We start from the raw sequence: 23,774 nt of genomic DNA, 5'->3' as shown, positions 1-23,774 counted from the left end.
TTTCTCATTTCGCAGTGCTACAATAAAGAAAAACGGCATAGACTTTGACATCTAGTTGTAGCTCCCTTTCTCATTTCGCAGTGCTACAATCTTTTATTATTATAAATACTTAATATATATGTTGTAGCTCCCTTTCTCATTTCGCAGTGCTACAATTAAAATAGGAGTAACAGCTTATGGCTAATCGTTGTAGCTCCCTTTCTCATTTCGCAGTGCTACAATGATAGCGGGCAATTCACACCGGACCACAGCGTTGTAGCTCCCTTTCTCATTTCGCAGTGCTACAATAATAATAAACGGCTTGATCTATTTACTCAAGTTGTAGCTCCCTTTCTCATTTCGCAGTGCTACAATACCTATGCTCCAAAGCCTTATCCAGAAAGGCTTTGGAGCATTTTATTTATATAAAAAACAAGTAATTTTCTCTCAACAAGCGGTTGGTTTAGTGAAATTTTTTTGCAAAAAACGGTGGTAAAAAATCGTCCATAATTTACACCAAAGTGATTTTTAGACATAAATTTAGAAAAAATACTGTTCATTAAACAAGCGTTTAAACAATACTTTTGTTTAAAATAAAAGCAATTAAACTGTTATATAATTTTCAGTATTTCAATATTTTTTATTAAAAAAGTAGCATTTGGTTTGCATTAACTTTTTTCTCTTGAACTTTCAACTCTCCTAATAAAATCTGCATACTAGCAAACTGTTTTTCGGTAACTTCTAAGCAACGAATTGAGCCTTCTTCTGGCAGGTGTTCACAAAGTCTTTTATGGTGCTTATCTAACGCATCTCGTCCTCGAACAATGCGGGCATACACTGAAAGCTGTAACATTTGGTAGCCATCTTTTAATAAAAATTGGCGAAACTGATTGGCGGCTTTGCGTTTCGCTGCCGTGGTGACAGGTAAGTCAAAAAAGACGATCATTCGCATAAATTTTGCCTCACTCATAACGATGTTCCTCAAGCGGTAAGATTTCGGGAAGTTTTAACAAATCCGCATCTTTACTCATTAACGCATTCTGAAAGGACGCAACAGCTCGATCTATCGTAGCTAATACACTAAACGTCTGTTGATTAATGCTCATTTGATAGTGCAATAAGCGAATAAGCTGTTGTTTAGTTGCTGGGGTTAAGCCGTTATCAAGCTTATTTTCTTGCCACAGTTGCCACACCATTAAATCGACCAAAGGGCGAAATGGTTCAATAAAATCATCCGCGAGATTAAAGGGATTTTGTTCATTATGATGAAACAGCCCTAACGCTGGTAACCAACCATATTGTACTAACGCCCTTGCCACTGCGGATCGTAATATCGTGTAAGCATAGTTCAGATGAGCGTTAATGTGGTTTTCTTGCCAACGGCGAAAATCCTTTCCAAATGCGGTTTGAAAATAGAGTTGTGCGGCTTGTGCCTCTATATTTTCTTTATCGCCCGATTTCACTTGCCCTGCCATTGCATACAATCTTTTCGCTTCTTTAGGGTGATGGGATTGGGTAAGCACAAAGGCTTGATTACGGATTTTTTGCTGCACAATCTTTTGCCAAAGTTGCTTTTTCTGCGGTTGGCTTGCTTCAAGTTGTAATTTAAGTGTTTTTAATTGGCGATGATATTGAGAGAATGGTAGCCATTGCCCACAAGGTAAAAATTGCTCATCACAACTAAGTAGTGTGATACCTTGTTGAGCAAAGGCTGAAAGTAGCGGAATTGTGATTACAGTTTCCCGACTTTCCACCACGACAATAGCAATATCTTCAAGGGGAACGGTAAATTCCTGCTCTTCTTGTTGGATTAACATCTGTTTACGTTTTAAGGATAATTTTCCCCCATTACTAATTAAAATACTTCGCCAGCTCATAGCATCTCCTTGAATTGAAAAAAATCCCTGCTTTCATTAAAAACAGGGATTTAAAATTAACGAACAGGTGGACGTTTTTTCATTGAACGACAAGGTTGGATATTTTTACCAAGTTCATCAACTTGGTATTTTTCAAGAGATAATGCCAGTTTGACTCCTACCTCCAAATAAATCCCGTCTTTTCCCTTAGATTTATCTAGATCATGCTCTTTAATATTTATGTTACTTGTTGCTCTATTTAATCCGTTAAAATAACCAAATATAGTTTTTTTCTTGGTAACTAATTTAATTAAATCATTTTGATAAAGAGAAAATTGGAAAATCGCAGTTTCATCCATTATATCCCAATATTCCTCTTCCTTACCTTGTGTCGCAGCCCTATTCGGCAAAATTCCTTTTGCTACTTGCCAAGTATAAATTGGAACAAGGAAATATTTTCCGCCTTTAATAAAGACATCCACTCGCACCATTGAGGCATTATCGGCAACGCCATTTTCTTGGCGAACGAGTACGCCGGATTTTTGTACCTGCTCCACACGAACAGCTTTCACTTGTTGCCCACCCTTTTTATAGAATGGGTCAGCAAATGCTTTTGCCGGATCATTATTAAATTTTTCTAGACGTACTTTTAAAGCCTCATAAAGTGCTTTTTCACGTTCTCGATTAACCATATTTTCCAGATCTTTTAATTTCAGTTGAGTGAGTGGCACTCGAGAAACACTTAATCCTTCGGCTAAACGTTTGGCGGATTTGATGGTTTCCATATGCCCTTGCCCCGTCATTTTGCGTGTTGGGGCGCGTGAAACAAAGAGCGGTTGAATAAATTCGTGATTTGCTTGCGGTCGATCTGGCAAGGCAATAACGACATCTTCTGCTGGGGTTTCACTAAACACGCGAATTTCCACTTCTTGACGGAAGAATTTCCAAGGTTCAGGGAAATGGAATTTAATAATTTCCCCTGTTTCCTGATCGATTTTTTCCCCTGTAAACACATTCATCTCTTTATAACGCACATAATCGGTAATTTTCTTTTGTAATGCACGAGTAGAACAAGCGACAACTACAGCATCAACGGCGTGATGGCGGTCATTATCTTCACGCACTTTTTGAATTCCCCAACTTCTGCGAAGTAAGGCAGTAATTTGACCGTTTGAGGCAAATACTCGTTTTTTTCCTTGTCCGACTAATTGCATATTATCTTCAATAAAATTGCATAGGAAACGTGCTACATAGCGAGTATCGTTTAAGTTACGTTCTCTAAATCCGTCTTCATCAAGGTATTTTGTTAAAATCCGTTGTTTTTTGCTATAAGGGAAACGGCTACCATTAACTAAGGCTTGAAAGAGTTTCCAACGCTCTGCGTTTTCTTTGCCATTTAACCACTCGTAAGGGGTTTGATTGCCTTTGTTTTGATTTTCACTGGCAAGCACCAACACTTTATTATTAAAACTGTCATCCCAAGTCCGAGAAAACGGCAATGCGTGATCAATTTCTACATAGCCTTTTTCAAGCAAGCGGTTTAAATCTAACTCTTTGCCAGAATATAAGCATTTACCGTGTTGTTGTTCATAAAGACGCATTTTAAGAATATCTTTCGCTTTTGGCTCGCCCACAAAATGAGGGAAAAATTCTTTAAATTTTTCTACCGCTCTTTGGCGCTCATTGCGGTTTTCTTCCTGACGCTTGCTAATATCTCGACGTTCACTGAAAGATTTACCCACTTCTCGCCCTGTTTCAATATGAATACGAGCTGGAGAACCATATAAACGAACTACCCCATTAATCACTTTTCGAGCTTGAGATAAGGTGCGTAGCACCACAGGATTACGAATGTCTTCCACAGGGATTTTTGGCAAGAAACGTAGCTCAAGTTGTTCTTTCTTGCCATAGTGATCGCCATAAACCTGTTTACACGCCTCATCGTAACGCAAACCTTGTTCCATAAGCGGTAGGATTTTGGCTAAACTTTGCAAAGAAAGTCGAATAAATTTATCAAAACTAAGATTTTCTAATAGGGCATTTAATACCGCAGGTGATAACTCGCCATTCAGATATTGGCTAATATCCTCATCGGTTTTATAAATCGAAAAAGCCGTACCGATTTTATCTAACAACTCTGGCTTGGTTTTTAAACCATTCCATTCGGTTTTCAAGCCATTACTTTCTAAGGCTTTGCGAATGGCGTGCCAAGCCTTCATTTCCATTAAGGTTGCACTTTCTGCATTATCTTTGCCGTAACGAACCCCTTTAAAAATCGCTAAATCTGATAATTCCAACAATTTCCGTGCTTGAGCATAAGTGAATTTTGCTTTCTCAAAAGGTTGATTTATCAATAATTGGCGTTCTTCCGCCGTTAGCCCACGATCTGCACCATTTTCTAAAATGCGTAAGTTATTGAGCTTAGTCAGCCACACAAAATATTCCGCACTATAACTATTTTTCGGGGCTTTATATTCGGAAGGTTCAAAGGTGCATTTCCCTAACATTTTTAAAATAGCCTCGCCGGATAATGCAGGTTTTTGCCACATTAACAATTCTGCGATGGCTTGCTCAAGAGATTGGGATGTATAAGGATTGTTGAATTCACGTTGTTTTTGGAAAAGTAAACGAAGTTCTGCCAGTAAGTCGTTACGATCAAAGGTGTGGCTGTAAGCCCCACGTTGATTGCGGATATGCCCTTCTTCCTGTTGGAACTTTTTAATCGCAATTTCAGCCGGAGTAGAAAATGCCTGAGCTTGCAATAATTGACGGTTTTCACTCACCCCTTTTAACAATGCACCCAGTTCTTTATTGTCAGTTTTACTTTCATTTTTACGTTGTGATAAATAGCCACGATGTTTTAACAAATGTAATAATACCGCCGCCCATTCTTTACGATCTAATAAGTGGTTCAATCCCTTAACACGCAATTCCCAAGGATTATTCGGCAACGGTTTTAAATGGGAAGAGTGGAAATCGTCCGCTTGCAAAATCCCTTCTTGTTTTAATAAACGCTTAGCTTTAAGTAAACGAACGGCTCTACGTCTGACCAACCGTCTGCTACTTCTTGCCAAACGGCGAGCTAGGGCGAGAGAATCCCCTGTTTTAGGCACTTCTGCTCGTTCAAAGGTTCTTACCCCTAAATCAATTAAACGAATCGGGAGTTCATTTTGATCAATTTCAACCACTGCCCACCCCACAGAAGCGATACCTAAATCTAAACCGAGAATGTAATTGAGAGCTTTCATTTGAATATCCTTTTTAGCAAAAATAACAGACGTTGCTATTTTTACCATAAATCAATAAAAATATTGACAATTTTTATTCAAATTTGTAGAATTGTTCACATATTGTTGCACTGCGAAATGAGAAACGTTGCTACAATAAGGCTTTTCTGAAAAGAATTGACCGCAATGCTCTGCCCCTTGTAATTTCGGTTACAAGGGGCATCATTTTGTTTATACATCCATTCAGCAAACGATTGCTTGAATTTATTTTACAACAATAAAAAATATCTGTATAATTCGCCCGCAATAATTTCTATACACATTTTATTTGAGGAACTATTGCAATGGCATTACGTATCAAATCAGAAGCCTTAACATTCGATGACGTGCTTCTTGTCCCTGCCCATTCTACTGTACTTCCGAATACAGCAGATCTTTCAACTAATCTTACCAAAGAAATCCGATTAAATATCCCAATGCTTTCTGCTGCGATGGATACCGTAACAGAAACCAAATTAGCGATCTCTTTAGCGCAAGAAGGCGGTATTGGTTTTATCCACAAAAATATGTCCATTGAACGCCAAGCAGATCGCGTACGTAAAGTGAAAAAATTTGAAAGCGGCATTGTTACCGAACCAGTTACCGTTTCTCCTGAATTAACTTTAGGTGAACTTGCTGAATTAGTGAAGAAAAATGGCTTTGCCGGCTATCCTGTTGTCGATAAAGAAGGCAATTTAGTCGGTATTATTACCGGTCGTGATACGCGTTTCGTCCGTGATTTAAGCAAGCCTGTATCGAAAGTGATGACACCAAAAGAACGTCTTGTGACTGTTAAAGAACACGCCACACGTGAAGAAATCTTAGATTTAATGCATGAACACCGTGTAGAAAAAGTGTTAATGGTTGATGATAGCTTTAAATTAAAAGGTATGATTACCGTTAAAGATTTCCAAAAAGCAGAACAAAAACCAAACGCATGTAAAGATGAATTTGGTCGTTTACGTGTAGGCGCAGCGGTTGGTGCAGGCCCAGGTAATGAAGAACGCATTGAAGCCTTAGTTCAAGCTGGCGTGGACGTGCTTTTAATCGACTCTTCACACGGTCATTCTGAAGGTGTGTTACAACGCGTGCGTGAAACTCGTGCGAAATACCCTAACTTGCCAATCGTAGCAGGTAACGTGGCTACCGCTGAAGGCGCTATCGCTCTTGCAGATGCAGGTGCAAGTGCGGTGAAAGTGGGTATCGGCCCGGGTTCAATTTGTACCACTCGTATCGTAACAGGCGTGGGGGTTCCACAAATTACCGCAATTGCAGAAGCCGCAGCCGCATTAGAAGGTCGTGGTATTCCTGTAATTGCAGACGGTGGTATCCGCTACTCAGGTGATATTTCTAAAGCCATCGCGGCTGGTGCAAGCTGTGTTATGGTGGGTTCAATGTTCGCAGGGACAGAAGAAGCACCGGGCGAAATCGAGCTTTACCAAGGTCGTGCGTTCAAATCTTACCGTGGTATGGGTTCATTAGGTGCAATGAGCAAGGGTTCTTCAGACCGTTATTTCCAATCTGATAATGCAGCAGATAAACTAGTGCCTGAAGGTATCGAAGGTCGTATTCCGTACAAAGGTTTCTTAAAAGAAATCATTCACCAACAAATGGGTGGCTTGCGTTCTTGTATGGGCTTGACAGGTTCTGCGACCATCGAAGATTTACGCACTAAAGCACAATTTGTACGCATTAGCGGTGCAGGTATTAAAGAAAGCCACGTTCATGACGTAACAATTACGAAAGAAGCGCCTAACTATCGTATGGGTTAATCTTTCAACAGGCTTATAAGGTGGGCTGATTAGTCCGCCTTTTGTAGTTTTCATCTCATCACGTTGCAAAATATTCTGAAAATTTAACCGCTTGTAAAATCTAATCTAATATGGACATCAAACTTTTTGAACATAAAGAAGTCCGTTCCGTTTGGGACGAAGAGCAAGAAAAATGGTATTTTTCGATTATTGATGTCATCGAAGTTTTGACGGAAAGCCTAGATGCAGCAGCGTATTGGCGTAAATTAAAACAACGTTTGAAAGCAGAGGGAAATGAAACCGTGACAAATTGTCACAGTTTGAAAATGCTTGCGAAAGACGGAAAAATGCGTTCATCTGACGTAGCCGATGTACCGCAACTACTGCGTAAAATTTTATATAAATCGCACCGCTTGTTCCCCGCACGGCAAGCCGTACGGGGTTACGCATAATTCAGCTCCGTTGGAACTGGGAGTTACAAATGAATGAAGAGCTACGGGAGTAGCTCAATTATGCTTAAACCTAGGGCGTAAGCCCTAGGGATAAAATCAAGGTGGTATTTTATGAATTTAATCAGCCGAGCCAAAGGGTGTTTATTAGGTTTAGCTTGCGGAGATGCAGTCGGAACAACAAATGAATTCAAAATAAGAAGCCCTAATCGACCATTATTAACTGATATGGTTGGAGGTGGAGTATTTGAACTTGAACGTGGGAAATGGACCGATGATACATCGATGGCTTTATGCCTTGCTGAAAGTTTAATCTATAAAAGAAGCTTTGATCCTAACGATCAATTAGAACGCTATTGTCGATGGGCATATGAAGGAAAAAATTCAAGTAAACCCTTTACATTTGATATAGGAAATCATACTGCTAATGCATTATGTGAATTCCGCCAAACTGGATATCCATATAGCTTAAAAACAGACTCAAAATATTCAGGAAATGGCTCCCTTATGCGTTTAGCCCCTATTCCACTATTTTATTTTTCAAATAGCGAAATAGGTGAATATGCTAAATTAAGTTCAAAAACAACCCACGCATCAGAGGAATGTTTACAGGCTTGTGAATTTTTTTCTTATGTGCTGAAAAATGCATTACAAGGAAAGTCAAAAGTGAAGTTATTTGAAGGCATAGATCTTCTATCCTTTGACAAACTAAATCGTATTACTTCATTTGTATTTAAGACCAAAACTGAAGATGAAATTTCAAGCTCAGGCTATGTTATTGATACGCTTGAAGCAGCATTATGGGCTTTTTGGCACACAAATAATTTTAGAGATGCCATTTTATTAGCTGCAAACTTATGTGATGATTCTGATACCGTTGCAGCAGTATGTGGTCAATTAGCAGGTGCTTATTATGGTATTGAAAATATTCCTGAAACTTGGCTAAATTGGCTTTATCGTAAAGAAGATATTGAGCAATTAGCTCTTGATTTATTAAAAACAAGCGGACAGATTTAATCTAATTTTTACAAAACAGAGAAACAAAATGACAAACATCCACAACCATAAAATTTTAATTCTGGACTTTGGTTCACAATATACCCAACTGATCGCACGCCGTGTGCGTGAAATCGGGGTTTACTGCGAACTTTGGGCTTGGGACGTGACGGAAGAACAGATCCGTGAATTTAACCCAACAGGGATTATTCTTTCAGGCGGTCCTGAAAGTACCACTGAAGAAAACAGCCCGCGTGCGCCTGAATACGTGTTTAACGCCGGCGTGCCAGTGCTTGGCATTTGCTACGGTATGCAAACAATGGCAATGCAGTTAGGCGGTTTAACGGAAACATCAGATCACCGTGAATTTGGCTATGCGTCTGTTGAGTTAAAAGCAACCGACAGTTTATTTGCAAAATTAAACGATGATTTAACCGCTTCTCAACCAAAATTAGACGTTTGGATGAGCCACGGCGATAAAGTTACCCGTTTACCGTCAAACTTCCAAGTGACAGGCGTAACTCCAACTTGCCCAATTGCGGCAATGTCGGACGAAAGTCGCCGTTTCTATGGTGTACAATTCCATCCAGAAGTGACCCATACAAAAAGCGGTTTAGAACTACTGAAAAATTTCGTGGTCGGCATTTGTGGCTGCGAAACCAAATGGACAGCGGAAAATATCATTGAAGATGCCGTGGCTCGCATTAAAGCGCAAGTTGGCGATGATGAAGTGATTTTAGGCTTATCCGGCGGCGTGGACTCGTCTGTGACCGCTCTACTTTTACACCGTGCGATCGGCAAAAACTTGCACTGCGTATTCGTGGATAACGGCTTATTACGCTTAAACGAAGGCGATCAAGTGATGGAAATGTTCGGCGATAAATTTGGTTTGAACATTGTCCGTGTAAACGCCGAAGATCGTTTCTTAGATGCCCTTAAAGGCATTGATGAACCTGAAGCGAAACGCAAAACCATCGGTAAAGTGTTCGTTGATGTGTTTGATGATGAGTCGAAAAAATTGACTTCAGTAAAATGGCTAGCACAAGGCACAATCTACCCAGATGTGATCGAATCCGCTGCCAGCAAAACAGGCAAAGCACACGTGATCAAATCACACCATAACGTAGGTGGCTTACCAGATTATATGAAATTAGGCTTAGTTGAGCCATTGCGTGAATTGTTCAAAGACGAAGTGCGTAAAATCGGCTTGGCACTAGGCTTGCCGGCAGAAATGCTCAACCGCCACCCATTCCCAGGCCCAGGCTTAGGCGTGCGTGTGTTGGGTGAAATCAAAAAAGAATACTGCGATTTAGTCCGCCGTGCCGATGCGATCTTTATGGAAGAACTCCACGCATCAGGCTGGTACTACAAAGTCAGCCAAGCCTTTACCGTGTTCCTACCAGTCAAATCTGTGGGCGTAATGGGCGATGGACGTAAATATGATTGGGTGGTTTCTCTGCGTGCCGTAGAAACTATCGATTTTATGACCGCACATTGGGCACATTTACCTTATGATCTATTAGGCAAAATCTCAAATCGTATTATCAACGAAGTGAATGGGATTTCTCGCGTGGTGTATGATGTTTCGGGCAAACCACCTGCGACGATTGAGTGGGAATAAAACGCTTCATTCTCTCTTATTTACAATGACCTAAAGTCATAAGCTTTAGGTCATTGTAATTCCCTATAAGAAACCAATACTTCTGCTCTTACTTTCTTGTTTGATCTCACACTCTGCTTTAATCGCCCTTAACCACTCATCAAGATTATCAAACGGCGCAAACCGATGTCGGCGAGCAACTGCCGCAAAATCACCAGGGTCAGATTTCTTAATTGAGCAATGCGATCTTGTTCAACATCAGTTAAATCAGGCAAGCTCAATTTATTGACTTGTTCTTGAGCAAATTTAACCGCTTGCTCTGGCTTGAGATAATCAAAATGCAATTTGAGATCAAAACGGCGTAAAGCGGCAGGATCAAGTCCGTCCATTAAATTTGTTGAGACCACCAATAGCCCTTCAAATTTCTCAATTTGAGTGAGCATTTCATTGACTTGGCTATGTTCCCAACTACGTTGCCCACTTTCACGGGCAAACAAGAAAGTATCCACTTCATCAAAGACCAACACCATATTATTTTCTTTGGCTTGTGCAAAGGCTTGAGCAATCTTTTTCTCTGTTCCGCCAACATACATATCCAATAAATCTGAACCGTGACAAACCAATACCGACATTCCCAACTCTTGCCCTAACCAATTCGCCCAAGCTGTTTTGCCCGTTCCCGGTGGACCATAACAACAAATTCTCCCCCGTTTAGTCCGCTTTAACCCTTCAGTAATTTTATAAATATCATCATTGCAAGCGACCCAATCTAAGTTGTAGCTAATTTTCCCTTCCACAAGCGGTTCGATTTTCTTAAAACCTTGCGATTTCAACATTTGATTAAACCAATTTAACGTTTTTTCGGCAAAATCCTGTTGAGAACAATCAGAATACACCTGTTTCATTACTGTCAATCCACGCGTAATTATCGCAGGCGACAAGGCTTTCACTTGTGAAAAATGGCGAATGTAATCGTGAGATAACTGTTCATTGACAATAGAACGAATTAACTTTTCTTTATGACTAAATGGCAAATCAGGCATTTCGAACACAAGATCAAAACGGCGTAAATAAGCGTTATCAATACAACTGACCGAATTTGACAGCCAAATCATCGGTACATCATTATTTTCCAAAAATTGATTAACCCACGCCTTGTTCTCCTGTGCCACAGAACGTTCCGTAAAACTGCTGGCAAACACATCTTCGATTTCATCAAAAATAATGACCGCACTTTTATCTTGTAATAAGCGTTGAGCTAAACGGCAATTTTCTAACCGTCTTTTTCCACCAAGTACATCATCATCTTCATCCATATATGCCATCGTATAACTTGATACATTCAATGCTTCGCTCAATAACCTTGCAAGCTCGGTTTTCCCTGTTCCTGGCGAACCATAAATTAAAATGTTCGTCCCTTTTTTAGCGTTATCAATGCTAAATTTCAAATGAGAAAGCATTAATTCATAGGTTGGTTTAATATGCTCAAAATGGGAAAGAGAAAGGGGCGGCTTTTCAGTTGGTAAAGTGCAACGGGCCAATAACATCTCTTCCGTCAAAGGTTGAGTTAAAAAGTCGTCAAAGTCTAATGTATCTCCCCAACCTAAATATTCTTCTAATCGATCAGGGCTATAAGAAAACTCCATTAATCCATAAGCAAATAATTTCTGTTTTTTGCTGAAAACCTTTCTTACATCATCTTTACTCAAAGATAAAATATCCGCAACAATTTCAATAGCTTGGCTTAAATTGATATGCGGAAGATAGTACATCAAATCTTTCATCTGTTTTTCTGCTCTCAAGTGGAAAACAAAACGAAATATGCCCTTTTCTGCTTCATTTAACTCTACAATCTCACTTAATTTTTCAATATTTTGATATGCCATTTTCCAACGTTCAGACACATCTTCGGAAAAATTCGTTTCCTTATAACGAGTCTGTAAAAGCTCTTTTACAACTGCTCTTACATTGTCGATATTTTCCATTTCTGGAGGTAAGCCTAATGCAGTTGCAATATTATCATCTCGCCAACCATTCTCTCTAAAAATTTCAGGAAAGCCTTTATGCTCAAATAAGAGTTTCAACATTAAATGTTCTGTATAAGCTGAAACCGTAGGTGGGTTTAATTGATATTGATTGCTCATAAAACTATCTCCTATCCTATTTCACAATAGTATTTTATTGAGTGTAACGACAAGATGTGTCGTACAAAAAAGAAAACGATGGAATTTGCAAATTACTTTACGAATTTCACCGCTGTAGATGTTGAATTGAATAAATTAACGGATAATTATCCTATATTTTTACATCGAAAAATGTTAATTAGCGTTTCTAAAATACTCAACTAGTCTCATTGCTCTTTTATATCCTAACCCATACTTCCTCTGCACCCCAGCAATTGTTATTTTCTTATCTTCCAATACATCTTGAGAAATAAAAACCTTCAACTCATCATCTGTATAACAAGCATAACCATAACACTGTTTCCATCCCGATTTTCTTAATTTCTCATTCTGAAATTCCGTATTCTCATTTTCTAAAAAAGCCTGATGTATTCCGTCTTTCAGTCAATATTGTAATCTAAGGCAGAAGCCATATTTCTCCAAAAAATTAATCACTATATTAATTTGATGTTCCATCAATAAAGCTTCCATATCCGTATAATGTTTATTTTCTACGTCAAACTCACAATAATACCCTTTCTCTGTTTTTCTAATATAACAATCTTCATTTAATAGATGATCGTAACATTTCCCATAAATTTTATGTTCAAATTCACAATCTAAGCTCATTTCAAAGTGAAATTTAGAATGTTGAATAAATACTAAAGAAAGTGGTGAACTCCAATAGATTGAACGAATTTCTACACGATTATATTTAAAGGTAGCAATAAGTCCCCATTCTTTACAAGCGAGATGATTTAACAATTTTTCTGCAATCATTTTTTGGAAATAAAATTTAGCCATTTTAAAGCTCCCTATTTCTAATAAAATTAAATTCATCAATCATCCGCAACGCTTCCAATGCACCCATTTTTAAACCAATATGCTGTACTTGAAATACATTTGGAAAATCAGGGTTAATCCGAATAAGTGGGGCATTTTTCAAGCTGGCAATGCGGTTAGAAAAGTCACGCACTGTTGGAATAGCCGTTCCAGCTCCAATTTCAATAACCGCTAATTTTTTGGGTTTAGGTAGCCAAAATTCGTGAAAATACATATTTTGCCAATCGCAAGGCTTGCTGATCCAATCATAATCATCAAACATCAAAATCCAAGGTCTAGCCAAACCTTGACAATGTGGGCAAGTCGGTAGCTCATTCGTTAATAAGCCGGTTTCTTCATCAATTTCAGGAAGAAATTCCGTAGCAAGCCAAATATCGTCACAACATTTTTTCAGGCATTGCATCATATAAATAGAGCCGTGACATTCTTGTACCCGATTAGGCGGAAACCCTGCTTTTTGAAATTGCTCATCAACATTGCTGGTAAAAATATAAGCTCCAAGCGGTAACTTATCCGCCCATTTTTTCAAAATCTGAAAACCTTGATGTGGTGTAGTTTCTCGATACTGCTTTAATCGCATACCATAAAAGCCCCAAGCAAGGCGTGGATTTTCAATAAATAGTCGTGGCGTTGCCAAGGCTTCAAAAGTGATGTTACGTTTTTCAAACATAGGGTAAGCTCGCCAAAAGCCATTTTTTCCACGAAAATCGGGCAGACCGCTATCCACGCTTATTCCAGCCCCAGCGGTAATTAATAAGCTATCGGCAGTTTGAATTAATTCTGCACAACGTTTGATTTGATCCGAGATTATCATTTTGGTTACCTTTGCAAAATTTGGGGTTAATCTGACCGCTTGTTTAGTTGCTCATCAATCGCCACTAATGCTTCCAACGCTTTCATTTCCAGACTTAAAAAATGCATTTTGGGTACGCCTGCATCAAGGGGGTTAATACGAATAAAACCACCCTTTTTCTGTTTTGCTGTCCGCTCTGAAAATCGCCGAACCGTTGGGATCGCCTTACCTGCTCCCAATTCAATCACCACTAATCGTTCCACCTGTTTTAGCCATTTTTGTAACGCTTCCAGTTTAGGTTCGTAATGTTTATCGCAATAAAGATAGTCGTCAAACATCATCACATTTTGGCGAGCCATACCGTGACAATCAGGGCAAGTTGGCTTTTCACTTAAAAGTAAACATTTTTCATTATCCACTTCAGGCTGAAAATCGTCTGAACGCCACGTTTTATCTTGGCAGTTATAAAAACATTGCATTCGGTGCAAAGAACCGTGAACTTCATAAATCCTCTCATCATCAAATCCTGCTTGCTGAAAATGCCCATCTACATTGCTAGTAAACACAAAATAGCCGTGTTCCATCTGCTCCGCCCAGCGTTTTAAAATGTGATAGCCTTGATGAGCAGGCGTTTCTCGATAACTTTTCAGTCGATGAGCAAAAAACCAATAGGCAAGTTCTGGCTGTTCAAGATAGATCTTAGGTGTCGCAATCTCAGCAAAAGACAATCCGAATTTTTCAAGTGGCGGATAAGCATTCCACAATCCGCCTACACTGCGAAAATCAGGCAGACCACTGTCCACACTCATTCCTGCTCCAGCTGTAATCAAAATACCATTCGCTTTGCGAATAAGTTCGACGGCATAATTAAGATCATTTTTCATAACTCATCTCTCTTCGTTTTTTCATTTTATGCACAGAATTTTATAAAGAGCGGTGACAAAATGTGTCGCACTTATTTCAAAATTTTGCCAAAAGCTCCTCTACCCATTCAGGCACAAGTGTTCCTGCTTTGCCAATTCGCACTTCATCAAAATGCGATTTGACTTTGCTTGGCTCTAGATTGATCTCAATCGTTTTACAACGGTAAGGATGTGTTTCACGAACAAATCCTGCGGCAGGATAAACATTGCCAGACGTACCAATCGCAACAAAATAATCACATTGTTGAAGTGCGGTCTGAATTTGTTTCATTTCAAAAGGAATTTCACCAAACCAAACGATGTTAGGGCGTAAAACATTTGACGGTTCACAGCAAGTACAGCGATCACTGTCTGTGACATCTTTATACCATTCATAGACCTTACCTGATTTAACACACCGCACTTGAAGCAATTCGCCGTGCATATGAATAACATTCTTAGATCCTGCACGTTCGTGTAAGTTATCTACATTTTGCGTCACAATTAGCAAATTATCACCTAATGTCTGCTCTAATTTCGCTAAGGCTAAATGTGCCGCATTTGGCTGAATATCAGGGCTCGTCAGCTGGCGGCGGCGTTCATTATAAAAACGTTGAACCAACGCAGGATTACGCCGAAATCCTTCGGGCGTTGCCACATCATCAATGTGGTGATCTTCCCACAATCCATCTGACGCACGAAAAGTGCGGATACCCGATTCGGCAGAAATGCCTGCACCGGTTAATATAACGACTTTAGGTAAATTCATAATTTCTCCGTTAAAATTGACAAATAATGGCTGAAAAATCATCGTAATAACGGTGCTTTTTTACCATTTTTCTGCAAATGGTCAATCGCTCTCGATTAGTCGAAAACTGTTGCCAGATTTTCTTAAGTAAGTCGGAATGAAGGTAATGACTTAAGCCATCAGAACAGAGCAGAATCGCTTCACCTTGAACAAGCTCCGTTTCAGCTACTGCAATCCTAAATGCGATTTCATTCTCATCTGCGACCAAGCAATCAGACAAGCCGTTGTACAGTCCCGAATACGCTATTTTCCTATCTGCCAAGCCCTGCTCTTGCATTTCATTCAAAATGGTGTGATCAACACTTAGCTGTTGCCACTCGCCTTCAGCCGTAATTTTATAGGCTCGACTATCGCCCACATTGATAATTTTGCATTTGCCATTTTGATTTACTTCGCAAGCCACAAAGGTGGTCGAAGACCCTAAGTAACGGCTTGATAAAGTTTGGCTTAATGCTTGCTGTGTTTGACGTAACCACGCTGAACTTAACTGCTGACATTGTGCTAATTGCTCCATCATAAATCGGCTTGCATAATGAGATTTTGGGCTGCTTGATACACCATCAGCCACGCCTAACATTATTTTTTCAGCACTCAACTCAATGGTTTCCGCTTTCTTTAATTGATATTGAAAAACTGAATTTCCATTAAATAATGCGTCTTGATTTTTTAATTTATCTTTGCCGGCTTGTTGGCAAAATGTGATAGTAAATGTCATATAAACCCTATTGTATTTTATCGTTCTACTTAACAGGCTCTAAATGAAAGTTAAAAGTCAGGTGGGAAATTTTTTACAAAGGAATAATATCGCTTAGTGCGACAAGATGCGTCGCAAAAAAAAAATAAAATTAGAACGACACAGAATGTCGCGCATTAACATATAATCATCTTTAATGAATTTAACCCAACAAAGGAGAATATATGCACCCGATCAATGAATTTTATTTAGGACTACGTAAAACAGAAAGAGGATTTGATTTGCCTACGTTGTGGAATCTTAGTCCTACAATGATTGGATTACAATACTTCTATATCGAATGGCTATTTCCTGTCAATCAAGCTTCCAAATGGAACAAACATGCACCACTATTATTAGGTGATGATTTAGACTTTTTCAAACAGAATGAGGAGATTCAGCAAAACTATCTGACATCATTTGACAAAATTATTCACTACTTTGGAATCTATCGTGAAGGAAATACATTGTTTATTTCTGATGAACTCAAAGTTCGCTCCTACTGGCTAAGAGAAGTAGGACATGAAGAAAAGAAAATTAGCCGAATTATTCGATCATTAGCATGGTGTGGGCATCTTGAATTAGCAAGAAACCTGCAAAAACTATCCATTGAGCTTATAAAAGAAAAAGGTTATCTAAAAGAAGGCACATTAACTATTTGGCAAAATATTCTTGATGAATATCAAAAATAGTATTATTTATACATTTAAGTCAGAAATAAAAATAACAATCCGCATTTATAATATTCGGATTGTTATTTTTAATTACTCTGAGATAATTTTATTTACCACTCTCAGCCTTATTTAATCCATCTAACAGCATTTCTATTGGATTCCAAAAAGCCTTCGTCACTGAATCAACATCACTTGCCATATGCGTAACCCAGTACGGCTCTGCCGTGCTAGGATATTAAATAAACACCTCTTGATGATCTTGCAACCTCAAAACATCAACAAGCCCTAATTTGTGCCAAATTTCTTTTTCGCCGCTTCAACAATTTCGTTAAAAATCGGATGGGCTTCTTTTAACGTTTTTAACGCATCACGAATCGGCTCCATTGCATCTTCTAAGGAATCAGGATAGTTCTCAATGACTTGTTTAGGATCTAAAGGTTTAATTGGTAGATAAAAATCATGTTCTTTAGTATTAAATTTAAAGCCCAATTTCTCTAGCTTAGTATACTTTTTATTCTGTTCTATCATAAACTCTTTCCAATCTTTATTTCCACATTTAGAAAATTGTTTTTTCCAACTATAAAAACCTAAAACCATTCTCTCAGCATTTGAAAATAAAGAAGTAATTCCCCAATAATGAATTACTTTACCCGTTTCTTCTGATTCGAAACCCAAATAATAATGTGCGTAGCAGTTATTCGCATCTGTACCATCTGATGAATTTGCTAACCAGTGTGATGGATAAAATCTTGATTCACGTTCTTTAACAAAATCAAATTTTCCTTTACACTCAAAATCAAACTCGAACTCTTTAATCACATTATCTACAGCATTAAAAAGTTCAGAATCAAACTCTTCACTAATTAACTTTGAAGCTTCATCAAACATCTGAATGATTTCGATAATTAATTTGAAAGCGGCTTGTTTACTCATTTTAGTTTCCCTCATATTAAAAAGTTAAGATGTGTTCTACAAACTGTTCGGCTAACCATAAACTGCGGTTATTTGGATTTTTTCTTAGCTCTTGTCTTATTTGCTTCTGCAAAACTTTCGCAAAATGCGTCCAAGAAAGACCTATAATTTTTTCTTTATCCGATAAACTTTGTTTATCTTCCTGATCATATTTAACAATACCATCTTTTGTTAAATAAATAATTTTCCATTCTCTTGAACCTGCTTTTATTTTGGCAACATCATGATATCTTTTTAGCTGCTCTTTACCTTCTAAAGCATCAATTTTTACCTCAATAAATAGCAACACTTCGTCAGATTCAATTTCAATATCGACTCGTTCACTTTCATCTCCTAAAGGACAACATTCTTCCGTTGCCCGATAAACGCTTGGGAAAGGAAAGGATGACTTATCCCAACCTAGACTGTCATACAACGCTTTCAAGAAGAAACTTCCTTGTCCATGATCTTCGTGCATATCTAAAAACCAGCGTAAAACTTTACTATTGCGAACCTCATAACGCCCCAAGTTTGCGGTTTTCCATACATTAACCTTCATGCCTAAAGCCTTTTCTTCTTCCATCGGTACTCGTGCTTCTTTATACTCATTAAAAAAGTATTGTAATTTTTCACGATCAGGAATCACTAATTCTGCTTTTTCTTCCGAAGGCTCAAAAAAAACACCGTCTTTCCACATTTTAAAAAATGTATCTAGTTGAGCAATGTCCAATGTTTTATCTTTATCTTGATTAAAATTTACTAATAAATGCATATTTTACCCTTCAATCAAATGATTAAATCTTGTTATAAACTGATTATATTCAGCAATGCGACAAGATATGTCGCACTAAACACTCTCTTTCTCAATATCCCAAATCTCTTCTCCAAAATGTCTTATCCACCATTCTAACATATCCGTATCGGCAACGGTCGCTTGGAAACGGTAATGTTCTTCGCTTTCTTCGAGTGTAATTTGATCTTTTGAAAGTGGCGTTTCGGTTAAATGGAAGCCTGCCCAGCGAGTAATGGAAAATGTCAGCTTCACTTTCCCATCACTTCCGAACCCTAAATGCCCTTCATCTTGATACTGTTTTAAGTTGAAATCTTTTGGGCGTTCAAAGCTAAAAGTTGATAATTCCGCTTTTTTGATACGATGTAAGGCAAGTAAGCGGTTATCGTCAAACCCATCATAACGAGCGACTAAATAGGTGCTTGCCCCTTGTTGCGCAATCGCCAATGGCATAATTTGTGCTTTATGTTTTTTGCCAGTTTGGTTTTGGTATTCAATGTGCAGTAATTTATTTTGGAAAAGAGCGGTACTGACAGCTGTAAAAACGTCCTCTTTCACTTTAGCTGGGATAAGTGGCTGGCTAGTCGGTAGGCTACAAATTTTCCCGAGCCACTGATGTTCAGGATTGCTCGTCCCTGTTCCTACAATTTTTTCTGCCTGTTTAAAAAAGGGTTCCATTGACGACATAATATTCGCAGGCAAGAGATATTTAAGTTGCTGTTCCGCTAATTTTAAGATTAACGCTTGTTGTTCGTTCAACATCGATACCGAAAGCCCTTCTGCGTGTTCGAGCCAATAATAAGCGTATTCGTTATCACGATCATCGCACTCTAAACCGGTAAAATAATCGCTTAATTTTTTCAATGCGCGTTGAACACTGCGTTTATCTTTTGTAAATCCAGCATCTGTGATGGCGGAATACATTTCTGATGTGGTAATTCGCCTTGGTTGTCTAGGTATGCGGCGTAAAATTTCGAGTAGAAAAAAGGTAGAATCTAAATCAGATGGGCGTTTAGGCATAATAATCTCCTTAGTCAAACTAAGGCGATTATAGCAATCTTAGGGCATACATTTGTAAGAAATAGAAAGAATTTTGCCGCTTGTAAACCCTTAGATTATCAGTTGAGATTAGTATTTTTCTAAATCTTCTGAAAAAACATCATCTTCAACACTTGCAATACGTTTTTCTTCGCTAGCCCATTCGCCTAAATCAATGAGTTGGCAACGCTCGCTACAAAATGGGCGGTATTTGCTTGATGGATTCCATGGTACTGGTTTGCTACAAATAGGGCAATTTACGATTGTTTCTGACATTGTTTTTCCTCTGCGAGTTGAAGATAAAGTGTATGTAATTGTTTTACTTTTTGTTGGAGTTGCGCTAAGCCCCTCTCAAAAGGAAGGTTATTTTCAATAATATCATCGGCATAGCTTAACCGCACCTCTCGGCTCACTTGCGATTTCATAATGTTTTTAATGATTTCGAGATGATTTTGATCTCGTTTTGCTGCCCGTTCCAGCTGGATCTCAGGAGCAACATCAATCACTAAAATACGATCACATAACGTAGTTAATTGGTTCTCAATCAGCAACGGCACCACAAAAAGTACATAAGGTGCTTGGCATGCTTGTAATTGGTGTATCATTTCTTCTCTAATCGCAGGGTGAAGCAAATGATTTAACCATTGCTTCTCGGCTTCATGCGCAAAGATAATTTGGCGTAATTTTGCCCGATTCAGTTCCCCTTGTTCAGTTAAGATGTGACGCCCAAAATGCTCAGCTATTTGAGCTAATAGCGGCGAGCCTTTTTCTACAACTTGGCGAGAGACAATATCTGCATCAACAATCGGCACGCCTAATTCTGAAAATAAATTGGCAATGGTTGTTTTGCCACTGCCAATTCCACCGGTTAAGCCCACAACATACGTCATATGATTTTCCTTTTACAAACTATGTTTAAATTTTATCAACAAATACAATAAAAGTCGAAGCAGTTATAAAAGGGATAAAAGGCAATTTAGCCAGCTTTTGTTTTGTGATTCCCCAATAAAAAAGGTAATAAATAATCCCAAGTAAAGAGGCGATAAGAATTAAATACAGCATTTGTTCTATTTGAAATAGAGGTGATAAGGCTAAAAAAAGTAAATAATCACCCATGCCAATCCCTTCTTTCTTTAAAATCACGTATGAAATAATTTGAATGATGATAAATAACCCAATCAAAACATATAAGGTATTAATTTCGCCTTGAGATAAGGATAATAAAAAGATTAGTGCGACTACTCTAATATCTGTTAAATAATAAGCAATATCTAAACAGGCTAGAAAACACAATAGAATTAAAATTCCGCCAATAATCACATCATCATAAAGTATTAAAATACTGGGGAATAATAGAAAAAACAGATAAGAAAAATGCATTTCTTTCGGTTGCAAACAAGATTTTTTCTGAAAGAAATCATAATTTTCGTTCATATCAACAAGAGAATGATATTCCATATAAATCTGCCGATTAATTCTTAATGCAAACGCTGGAATTTCTTTTCTTCCCCACCATGCGAAGCAAATCGCTAGTATGATTTTAAAAAAAATAGCCATATTCCACTCACTCTACTAACGATCCCATATCAAAAATAGGAAGATATAATCCCACAATAATCGTTCCTACTATCATTCCCATAATTAACATTAACATCGGTTCTAATAATTGAGAAATCATGTCAATTTGATAGTCTAACTTTTGCTGATAAATTTCATGAATATGCTCACTCATTTGTGCTAAATTTCCACTTTTTTCGCCAATAAATAGCATTTGAATGACCTGTTCATTAAACAAATTCGGGTTTAAACTTTCTGATAATGAATACCCTTGCTTTAATAATTGTAGGCTTGTTGTAATTTCTTGCTGTAATTGCGGATCATCGGGAGCTTCAGATAAAAAAGAGCGTAATATGGCATCTAGCCTGATATTCGCATTTAACATTAAAGCTAAATTTTGATGAAAAAAGACAATTCGCGCATCATTAAAAATCTGATTGAAGATAGGTGTAGATTTCAATAAACGATTTTTTATATGGAAAAACCAAGCTGTTTTTCTCACAATAAATCTGAAAAATAGCACAGTAACAATAAAAAAGAAGATAAATTCGCTAATATATTCTTGTAAAAATGCCGATAAACTAAATAAAATTTCAGTAATCATCGGGAGGCTTTTATCTTTTGCACCATACAATTCTGCAAATTGTGGAACAATAAATAGCAATAAACCAATCGAAAGAGAAAACGAGATCGTCAAAACAACAATGGGATAAAATAAGATCTTTTTTACCTTTTTTAAGGTCTTTTCTTTTTCTGTTCTAGCTTTTGCAATGTTTTGTAAAATAGTTTCTAACTTGCCACTTACCTCCCCCATTTTAATGAGTTGAATTTCTTGTTGAGGGATATATGTCTCTGACCTTCCTAATGCCGCTGAAAACGCATAGCCTAATTCAATCCATTTAATTAAGGTTTCGAGCCATAAATAAATTTTTATTTGTGTGCAATTTTCTAAAATCATAGTCAATGCCGATTTTAACGGAATTTTGGCTTTTACCAGCATTGCTAATTGAGAAAGGACTTGGGTTATTTCTTCTGATTTTGGCGATTTCGCTAAAGCAAAATTCCGGCTTATTTTGATATGATGATAGCCCTTTTTTAACAGCAGATTTTCTAATTCTTCTTGATTTTTTGCTAATCGCTTCCCTTCTTGTTTTTGCTCAAATCGATTTATTGCCGACCATTGATATTCATATACTTTAAACATAGCCTAATACTCTTTTCACTTCTGCTTCATCTGTTATTTTTGCTATAACTTTTTCTTTTGCACTTTCAACGAGCGTTTTAAAGTCTAAACAAGCGGTCGTTTTTTCAAAAAAATTGCCATTTTTAGATAATAATTGATAAACGCCTGTACGTCCTTTATAGCCTTGATAACAATGTTCACAACCTTTTCCTAAACAATGAGAACAAAGTGTTCGCACTAATCTTTGTGCAATAACCAAAAGCAACGAATTATTCAATTCATATTCTTTTATCCCTAATTGTAATAAACGCTCCACAGCAGAGAATGCATCATTAGTATGCAATGTCGAAAGTACCAAATGCCCTGTTTGCGCAGCTCTTAATGCCATTTGCGCACTCTCTTCATCCCGAATTTCACCAAACATAATGATATCCGGATCTTGGCGTAAAAAAGTCCTTAATAATTGGCTAAAATCTAATTGAATACCTCGATTTACTTGTGTCTGAATAATTCCATCTATTTCAATTTCAATTGGATCTTCAGCAGTAAGAATATGTCTTTGATTGTTATTTAAATAACTGAGTGCGCTATATAATGTAATACTTTTACCGCTACCTGTTGGTCCTGTAACTAAAATTAAACCTTGAGGTTGTTCTAAGGAAAAAATGAGTTTTTCTTTTTGTTGTTGATTAAACCCTAGAGATAAAAAATCGGCTTGTGTGGGTTTATTTTTTTGTAAACGTAAGACTAATTTTTCTCCATAATTTGTTGGCAGACTTGATACACGAAAATCTAAAATATCTCCTAATAATGTTTTAAAATGAAATTGCCCATCTTGTGGAAATCTTGTTTCGCTAATATCTAATTTAGCTAAAAGCTTAATCCGTGAAACTATCCGATTAGATAAACTAATCGGCAATGTTTTATAAATATGCAAAACACCATCAATTCTTAATCGAATCATTAAATGAGCTTTTTGAGGTTCAATATGAATATCAGATGCGTTTTGTTGTAAACAAAATTTAAAAAGCTGGTCCAATGTTTGAATAATAGGATCATTTGGATTTGTTATTTCCTCTTGATCTTTTTGTGCTAGTTGAAATTCTGCCTCTTCATAAATCACTTGTTGTTCAGGCGATAATTCATTAAGCAAATACTTCAATTCTTCTTTTGAAATTAATACAGGCTCAATAGCTTTATGCACCAAAAATGAGAAAATTTCACAAGCGGTTAAATTATTTAAATCATCAATGGCTAACCAAAGCTTTTCTTTATCTTCTTTTATTGGCACGGCTAAATAACGAAGCAATATCTGCTTTTCATGGCAATTTTTTTGCCATTGTTTTTCTGAAATATCAAATACTTCTTGGGTATTAAGATCACATACTGAATAAGTCATACGTTATCCTCCCCATTCTTTCTACGAGGCAAAAAGAATGGGTT

21 protein-coding genes, 1 pseudogene and 1 CRISPR repeat array are annotated in these 23,774 nt (G+C 37.6%); of the genes and pseudogenes, 5 read left to right on the top strand and 17 right to left on the bottom strand.

Features of this window, described 5'->3' with window-relative positions:
* Nucleotides 1-54: 54 nt before the first annotated feature.
* Nucleotides 55-354: direct repeats of the CRISPR family, unit length 36 nt; unit sequence GTTGTAGCTCCCTTTCTCATTTCGCAGTGCTACAAT.
* Between the two features lie 268 nt (nucleotides 355-622).
* The 3 genes from cas2 to cas9 are packed head-to-tail and all read right to left on the bottom strand — an operon-like array spanning nucleotide 623 to nucleotide 5,083.
* Nucleotides 623-949, bottom strand: coding sequence for a CRISPR-associated endonuclease Cas2 (gene cas2, locus AM305_RS05305; protein WP_005823773.1), 327 nt, complete (start codon nucleotides 947-949; stop codon nucleotides 623-625).
* Nucleotides 942-1,856: a type II CRISPR-associated endonuclease Cas1 gene (cas1, locus tag AM305_RS05300; protein WP_005823772.1), complete on the bottom strand. Its 915-nt coding sequence runs from the start codon at nucleotides 1,854-1,856 to the stop codon at nucleotides 942-944. Before cas1 ends, cas2 begins: the two co-directional genes overlap by 8 nt.
* Before the next feature lie 56 nt (nucleotides 1,857-1,912).
* On the bottom strand, nucleotides 1,913-5,083 hold the full coding sequence (cas9, locus tag AM305_RS05295) for a type II CRISPR RNA-guided endonuclease Cas9 (RefSeq protein WP_005823771.1): 3,171 nt from the start codon (nucleotides 5,081-5,083) through the stop codon (nucleotides 1,913-1,915).
* Nucleotides 5,084-5,406: 323 nt separating this feature from the next.
* Between cas9 and guaB the strand changes: the two genes are divergently transcribed.
* The 4 genes from guaB (at nucleotide 5,407) to guaA (ending at nucleotide 9,918) form a co-directional block, all read left to right on the top strand.
* Nucleotides 5,407-6,873: an IMP dehydrogenase gene (gene guaB / locus AM305_RS05290; protein ID WP_005823769.1), complete on the top strand. Its 1,467-nt coding sequence runs from the start codon at nucleotides 5,407-5,409 to the stop codon at nucleotides 6,871-6,873.
* 110 nt (nucleotides 6,874-6,983) lie between these two features.
* The gene (locus AM305_RS05285; protein ID WP_005823767.1) at nucleotides 6,984-7,304 is read left to right on the top strand and encodes a BRO-N domain-containing protein; all 321 of its coding nucleotides are present in this window, start codon (nucleotides 6,984-6,986) and stop codon (nucleotides 7,302-7,304) included.
* 111 nt (nucleotides 7,305-7,415) lie between these two features.
* On the top strand, nucleotides 7,416-8,318 hold the full coding sequence (locus tag AM305_RS05280) for an ADP-ribosylglycohydrolase family protein (protein WP_005823765.1): 903 nt from the start codon (nucleotides 7,416-7,418) through the stop codon (nucleotides 8,316-8,318).
* Nucleotides 8,319-8,346: 28 nt separating this feature from the next.
* Nucleotides 8,347-9,918, top strand: coding sequence for a glutamine-hydrolyzing GMP synthase (guaA, locus tag AM305_RS05275; protein WP_005823762.1), 1,572 nt, complete (start codon nucleotides 8,347-8,349; stop codon nucleotides 9,916-9,918).
* A 63-nt stretch (nucleotides 9,919-9,981) separates the two neighbouring features.
* Here guaA and AM305_RS05270 read toward each other — a convergent pair.
* The 6 genes and pseudogenes from AM305_RS05270 to AM305_RS05245 form a co-directional block, all read right to left on the bottom strand.
* Nucleotides 9,982-12,041 (bottom strand): annotated as a pseudogene (locus AM305_RS05270) (AAA family ATPase).
* Nucleotides 12,042-12,464: 423 nt separating this feature from the next.
* The gene (locus tag AM305_RS05265) at nucleotides 12,465-12,863 is read right to left on the bottom strand and encodes a hypothetical protein (RefSeq protein ID WP_150084937.1); all 399 of its coding nucleotides are present in this window, start codon (nucleotides 12,861-12,863) and stop codon (nucleotides 12,465-12,467) included.
* Between the two features lies 1 nt (nucleotide 12,864).
* Nucleotides 12,865-13,716, bottom strand: coding sequence for an SIR2 family NAD-dependent protein deacylase (locus tag AM305_RS05260; RefSeq protein WP_005823757.1), 852 nt, complete (start codon nucleotides 13,714-13,716; stop codon nucleotides 12,865-12,867).
* 26 nt (nucleotides 13,717-13,742) lie between these two features.
* Complete coding sequence (locus AM305_RS05255) at nucleotides 13,743-14,579, bottom strand: SIR2 family NAD-dependent protein deacylase (protein WP_005823755.1); 837 nt, start codon at nucleotides 14,577-14,579, stop codon at nucleotides 13,743-13,745.
* A gap of 76 nt (nucleotides 14,580-14,655) precedes the next feature.
* Nucleotides 14,656-15,366: a Sir2 family NAD+-dependent deacetylase gene (gene cobB, locus AM305_RS05250; RefSeq protein ID WP_035294002.1), complete on the bottom strand. Its 711-nt coding sequence runs from the start codon at nucleotides 15,364-15,366 to the stop codon at nucleotides 14,656-14,658.
* Nucleotides 15,367-15,376: 10 nt separating this feature from the next.
* Nucleotides 15,377-16,120 (bottom strand): PP2C family protein-serine/threonine phosphatase, encoded by a 744-nt coding sequence (locus AM305_RS05245; protein WP_005823751.1) that lies wholly within the window; start codon nucleotides 16,118-16,120, stop codon nucleotides 15,377-15,379.
* 203 nt (nucleotides 16,121-16,323) lie between these two features.
* Here AM305_RS05245 and AM305_RS05240 point away from each other — a divergent pair, with 203 nt between their 5' ends.
* Nucleotides 16,324-16,830 carry an opioid growth factor receptor-related protein gene (locus AM305_RS05240; protein WP_005823749.1) on the top strand — a complete coding sequence of 169 codons (507 nt, stop codon included), beginning with the start codon at nucleotides 16,324-16,326 and terminating at the stop codon, nucleotides 16,828-16,830.
* A 267-nt stretch (nucleotides 16,831-17,097) separates the two neighbouring features.
* Here AM305_RS05240 and AM305_RS05235 read toward each other — a convergent pair whose 3' ends face one another.
* The 8 genes from AM305_RS05235 to AM305_RS05200 form a co-directional block, all read right to left on the bottom strand.
* Complete coding sequence (locus AM305_RS05235) at nucleotides 17,098-17,745, bottom strand: hypothetical protein (RefSeq protein WP_005823747.1); 648 nt, start codon at nucleotides 17,743-17,745, stop codon at nucleotides 17,098-17,100.
* A gap of 16 nt (nucleotides 17,746-17,761) precedes the next feature.
* Nucleotides 17,762-18,535, bottom strand: a complete 774-nt coding sequence (locus tag AM305_RS05230) for a PDDEXK-like family protein (RefSeq protein WP_005823745.1) — start codon at nucleotides 18,533-18,535, stop codon at nucleotides 17,762-17,764.
* A 75-nt stretch (nucleotides 18,536-18,610) separates the two neighbouring features.
* On the bottom strand, nucleotides 18,611-19,573 hold the full coding sequence (locus AM305_RS05225; protein WP_005823743.1) for a helix-turn-helix transcriptional regulator: 963 nt from the start codon (nucleotides 19,571-19,573) through the stop codon (nucleotides 18,611-18,613).
* A gap of 108 nt (nucleotides 19,574-19,681) precedes the next feature.
* The gene (yacG, locus tag AM305_RS05220; protein ID WP_005823741.1) at nucleotides 19,682-19,867 is read right to left on the bottom strand and encodes a DNA gyrase inhibitor YacG; all 186 of its coding nucleotides are present in this window, start codon (nucleotides 19,865-19,867) and stop codon (nucleotides 19,682-19,684) included.
* Nucleotides 19,849-20,481, bottom strand: a complete 633-nt coding sequence (gene coaE, locus AM305_RS05215; protein WP_005823739.1) for a dephospho-CoA kinase — start codon at nucleotides 20,479-20,481, stop codon at nucleotides 19,849-19,851. The genes yacG and coaE overlap by 19 nt, the downstream gene beginning before the upstream one ends.
* A 25-nt stretch (nucleotides 20,482-20,506) precedes the next feature.
* Nucleotides 20,507-21,148, bottom strand: a complete 642-nt coding sequence (locus AM305_RS05210; RefSeq protein ID WP_005823737.1) for a prepilin peptidase — start codon at nucleotides 21,146-21,148, stop codon at nucleotides 20,507-20,509.
* Nucleotides 21,149-21,155: 7 nt separating this feature from the next.
* Entirely contained in the window at nucleotides 21,156-22,352 is a 1,197-nt protein-coding gene (locus AM305_RS05205; RefSeq protein ID WP_005823736.1) for a type II secretion system F family protein, read from the bottom strand.
* Nucleotides 22,345-23,730 (bottom strand): GspE/PulE family protein, encoded by a 1,386-nt coding sequence (locus AM305_RS05200; protein ID WP_005823734.1) that lies wholly within the window; start codon nucleotides 23,728-23,730, stop codon nucleotides 22,345-22,347. Before AM305_RS05200 ends, AM305_RS05205 begins: the two co-directional genes overlap by 8 nt.
* Nucleotides 23,731-23,774 lie beyond the last annotated feature (44 nt).

The sequence above is a fragment of the Actinobacillus minor NM305 genome, from assembly GCF_000175195.1.
Classification (GTDB): Bacteria; Pseudomonadota; Gammaproteobacteria; order Enterobacterales; family Pasteurellaceae; genus Haemophilus_A; species Haemophilus_A minor.
The sequence above is the reverse complement of the archived record's forward strand: the minus strand, read 5'-3'. Positions and strand labels throughout refer to the sequence as shown.

What these genes read in the sequence shown, in the direction of transcription:
- AM305_RS05205 (WP_005823736.1), bottom strand. Translation starts at nt 22,352, where the DNA reads ATGTTTAAAGTATATGAATATCAATGGTCGGCAATAAATCGATTTGAG.
- guaA (WP_005823762.1), top strand. Translation starts at nt 8,347, where the DNA reads ATGACAAACATCCACAACCATAAAATTTTAATTCTGGACTTTGGTTCA.
- cas2 (WP_005823773.1), bottom strand. Translation starts at nt 949, where the DNA reads ATGAGTGAGGCAAAATTTATGCGAATGATCGTCTTTTTTGACTTACCT.
- yacG (WP_005823741.1), bottom strand. Translation starts at nt 19,867, where the DNA reads ATGTCAGAAACAATCGTAAATTGCCCTATTTGTAGCAAACCAGTACCA.
- coaE (WP_005823739.1), bottom strand. Translation starts at nt 20,481, where the DNA reads ATGACGTATGTTGTGGGCTTAACCGGTGGAATTGGCAGTGGCAAAACA.
- AM305_RS05285 (WP_005823767.1), top strand. Translation starts at nt 6,984, where the DNA reads ATGGACATCAAACTTTTTGAACATAAAGAAGTCCGTTCCGTTTGGGAC.
- AM305_RS05260 (WP_005823757.1), bottom strand. Translation starts at nt 13,716, where the DNA reads ATGATAATCTCGGATCAAATCAAACGTTGTGCAGAATTAATTCAAACT.
- AM305_RS05245 (WP_005823751.1), bottom strand. Translation starts at nt 16,120, where the DNA reads ATGACATTTACTATCACATTTTGCCAACAAGCCGGCAAAGATAAATTA.
- cobB (WP_035294002.1), bottom strand. Translation starts at nt 15,366, where the DNA reads ATGAATTTACCTAAAGTCGTTATATTAACCGGTGCAGGCATTTCTGCC.
- AM305_RS05200 (WP_005823734.1), bottom strand. Translation starts at nt 23,730, where the DNA reads ATGACTTATTCAGTATGTGATCTTAATACCCAAGAAGTATTTGATATT.
- guaB (WP_005823769.1), top strand. Translation starts at nt 5,407, where the DNA reads ATGGCATTACGTATCAAATCAGAAGCCTTAACATTCGATGACGTGCTT.
- AM305_RS05235 (WP_005823747.1), bottom strand. Translation starts at nt 17,745, where the DNA reads ATGAGTAAACAAGCCGCTTTCAAATTAATTATCGAAATCATTCAGATG.
- cas1 (WP_005823772.1), bottom strand. Translation starts at nt 1,856, where the DNA reads ATGAGCTGGCGAAGTATTTTAATTAGTAATGGGGGAAAATTATCCTTA.
- AM305_RS05280 (WP_005823765.1), top strand. Translation starts at nt 7,416, where the DNA reads ATGAATTTAATCAGCCGAGCCAAAGGGTGTTTATTAGGTTTAGCTTGC.
- AM305_RS05230 (WP_005823745.1), bottom strand. Translation starts at nt 18,535, where the DNA reads ATGCATTTATTAGTAAATTTTAATCAAGATAAAGATAAAACATTGGAC.
- AM305_RS05240 (WP_005823749.1), top strand. Translation starts at nt 16,324, where the DNA reads ATGCACCCGATCAATGAATTTTATTTAGGACTACGTAAAACAGAAAGA.
- AM305_RS05210 (WP_005823737.1), bottom strand. Translation starts at nt 21,148, where the DNA reads ATGGCTATTTTTTTTAAAATCATACTAGCGATTTGCTTCGCATGGTGG.
- AM305_RS05225 (WP_005823743.1), bottom strand. Translation starts at nt 19,573, where the DNA reads ATGCCTAAACGCCCATCTGATTTAGATTCTACCTTTTTTCTACTCGAA.
- AM305_RS05255 (WP_005823755.1), bottom strand. Translation starts at nt 14,579, where the DNA reads ATGAAAAATGATCTTAATTATGCCGTCGAACTTATTCGCAAAGCGAAT.
- AM305_RS05265 (WP_150084937.1), bottom strand. Translation starts at nt 12,863, where the DNA reads ATGGCTAAATTTTATTTCCAAAAAATGATTGCAGAAAAATTGTTAAAT.
- cas9 (WP_005823771.1), bottom strand. Translation starts at nt 5,083, where the DNA reads ATGAAAGCTCTCAATTACATTCTCGGTTTAGATTTAGGTATCGCTTCT.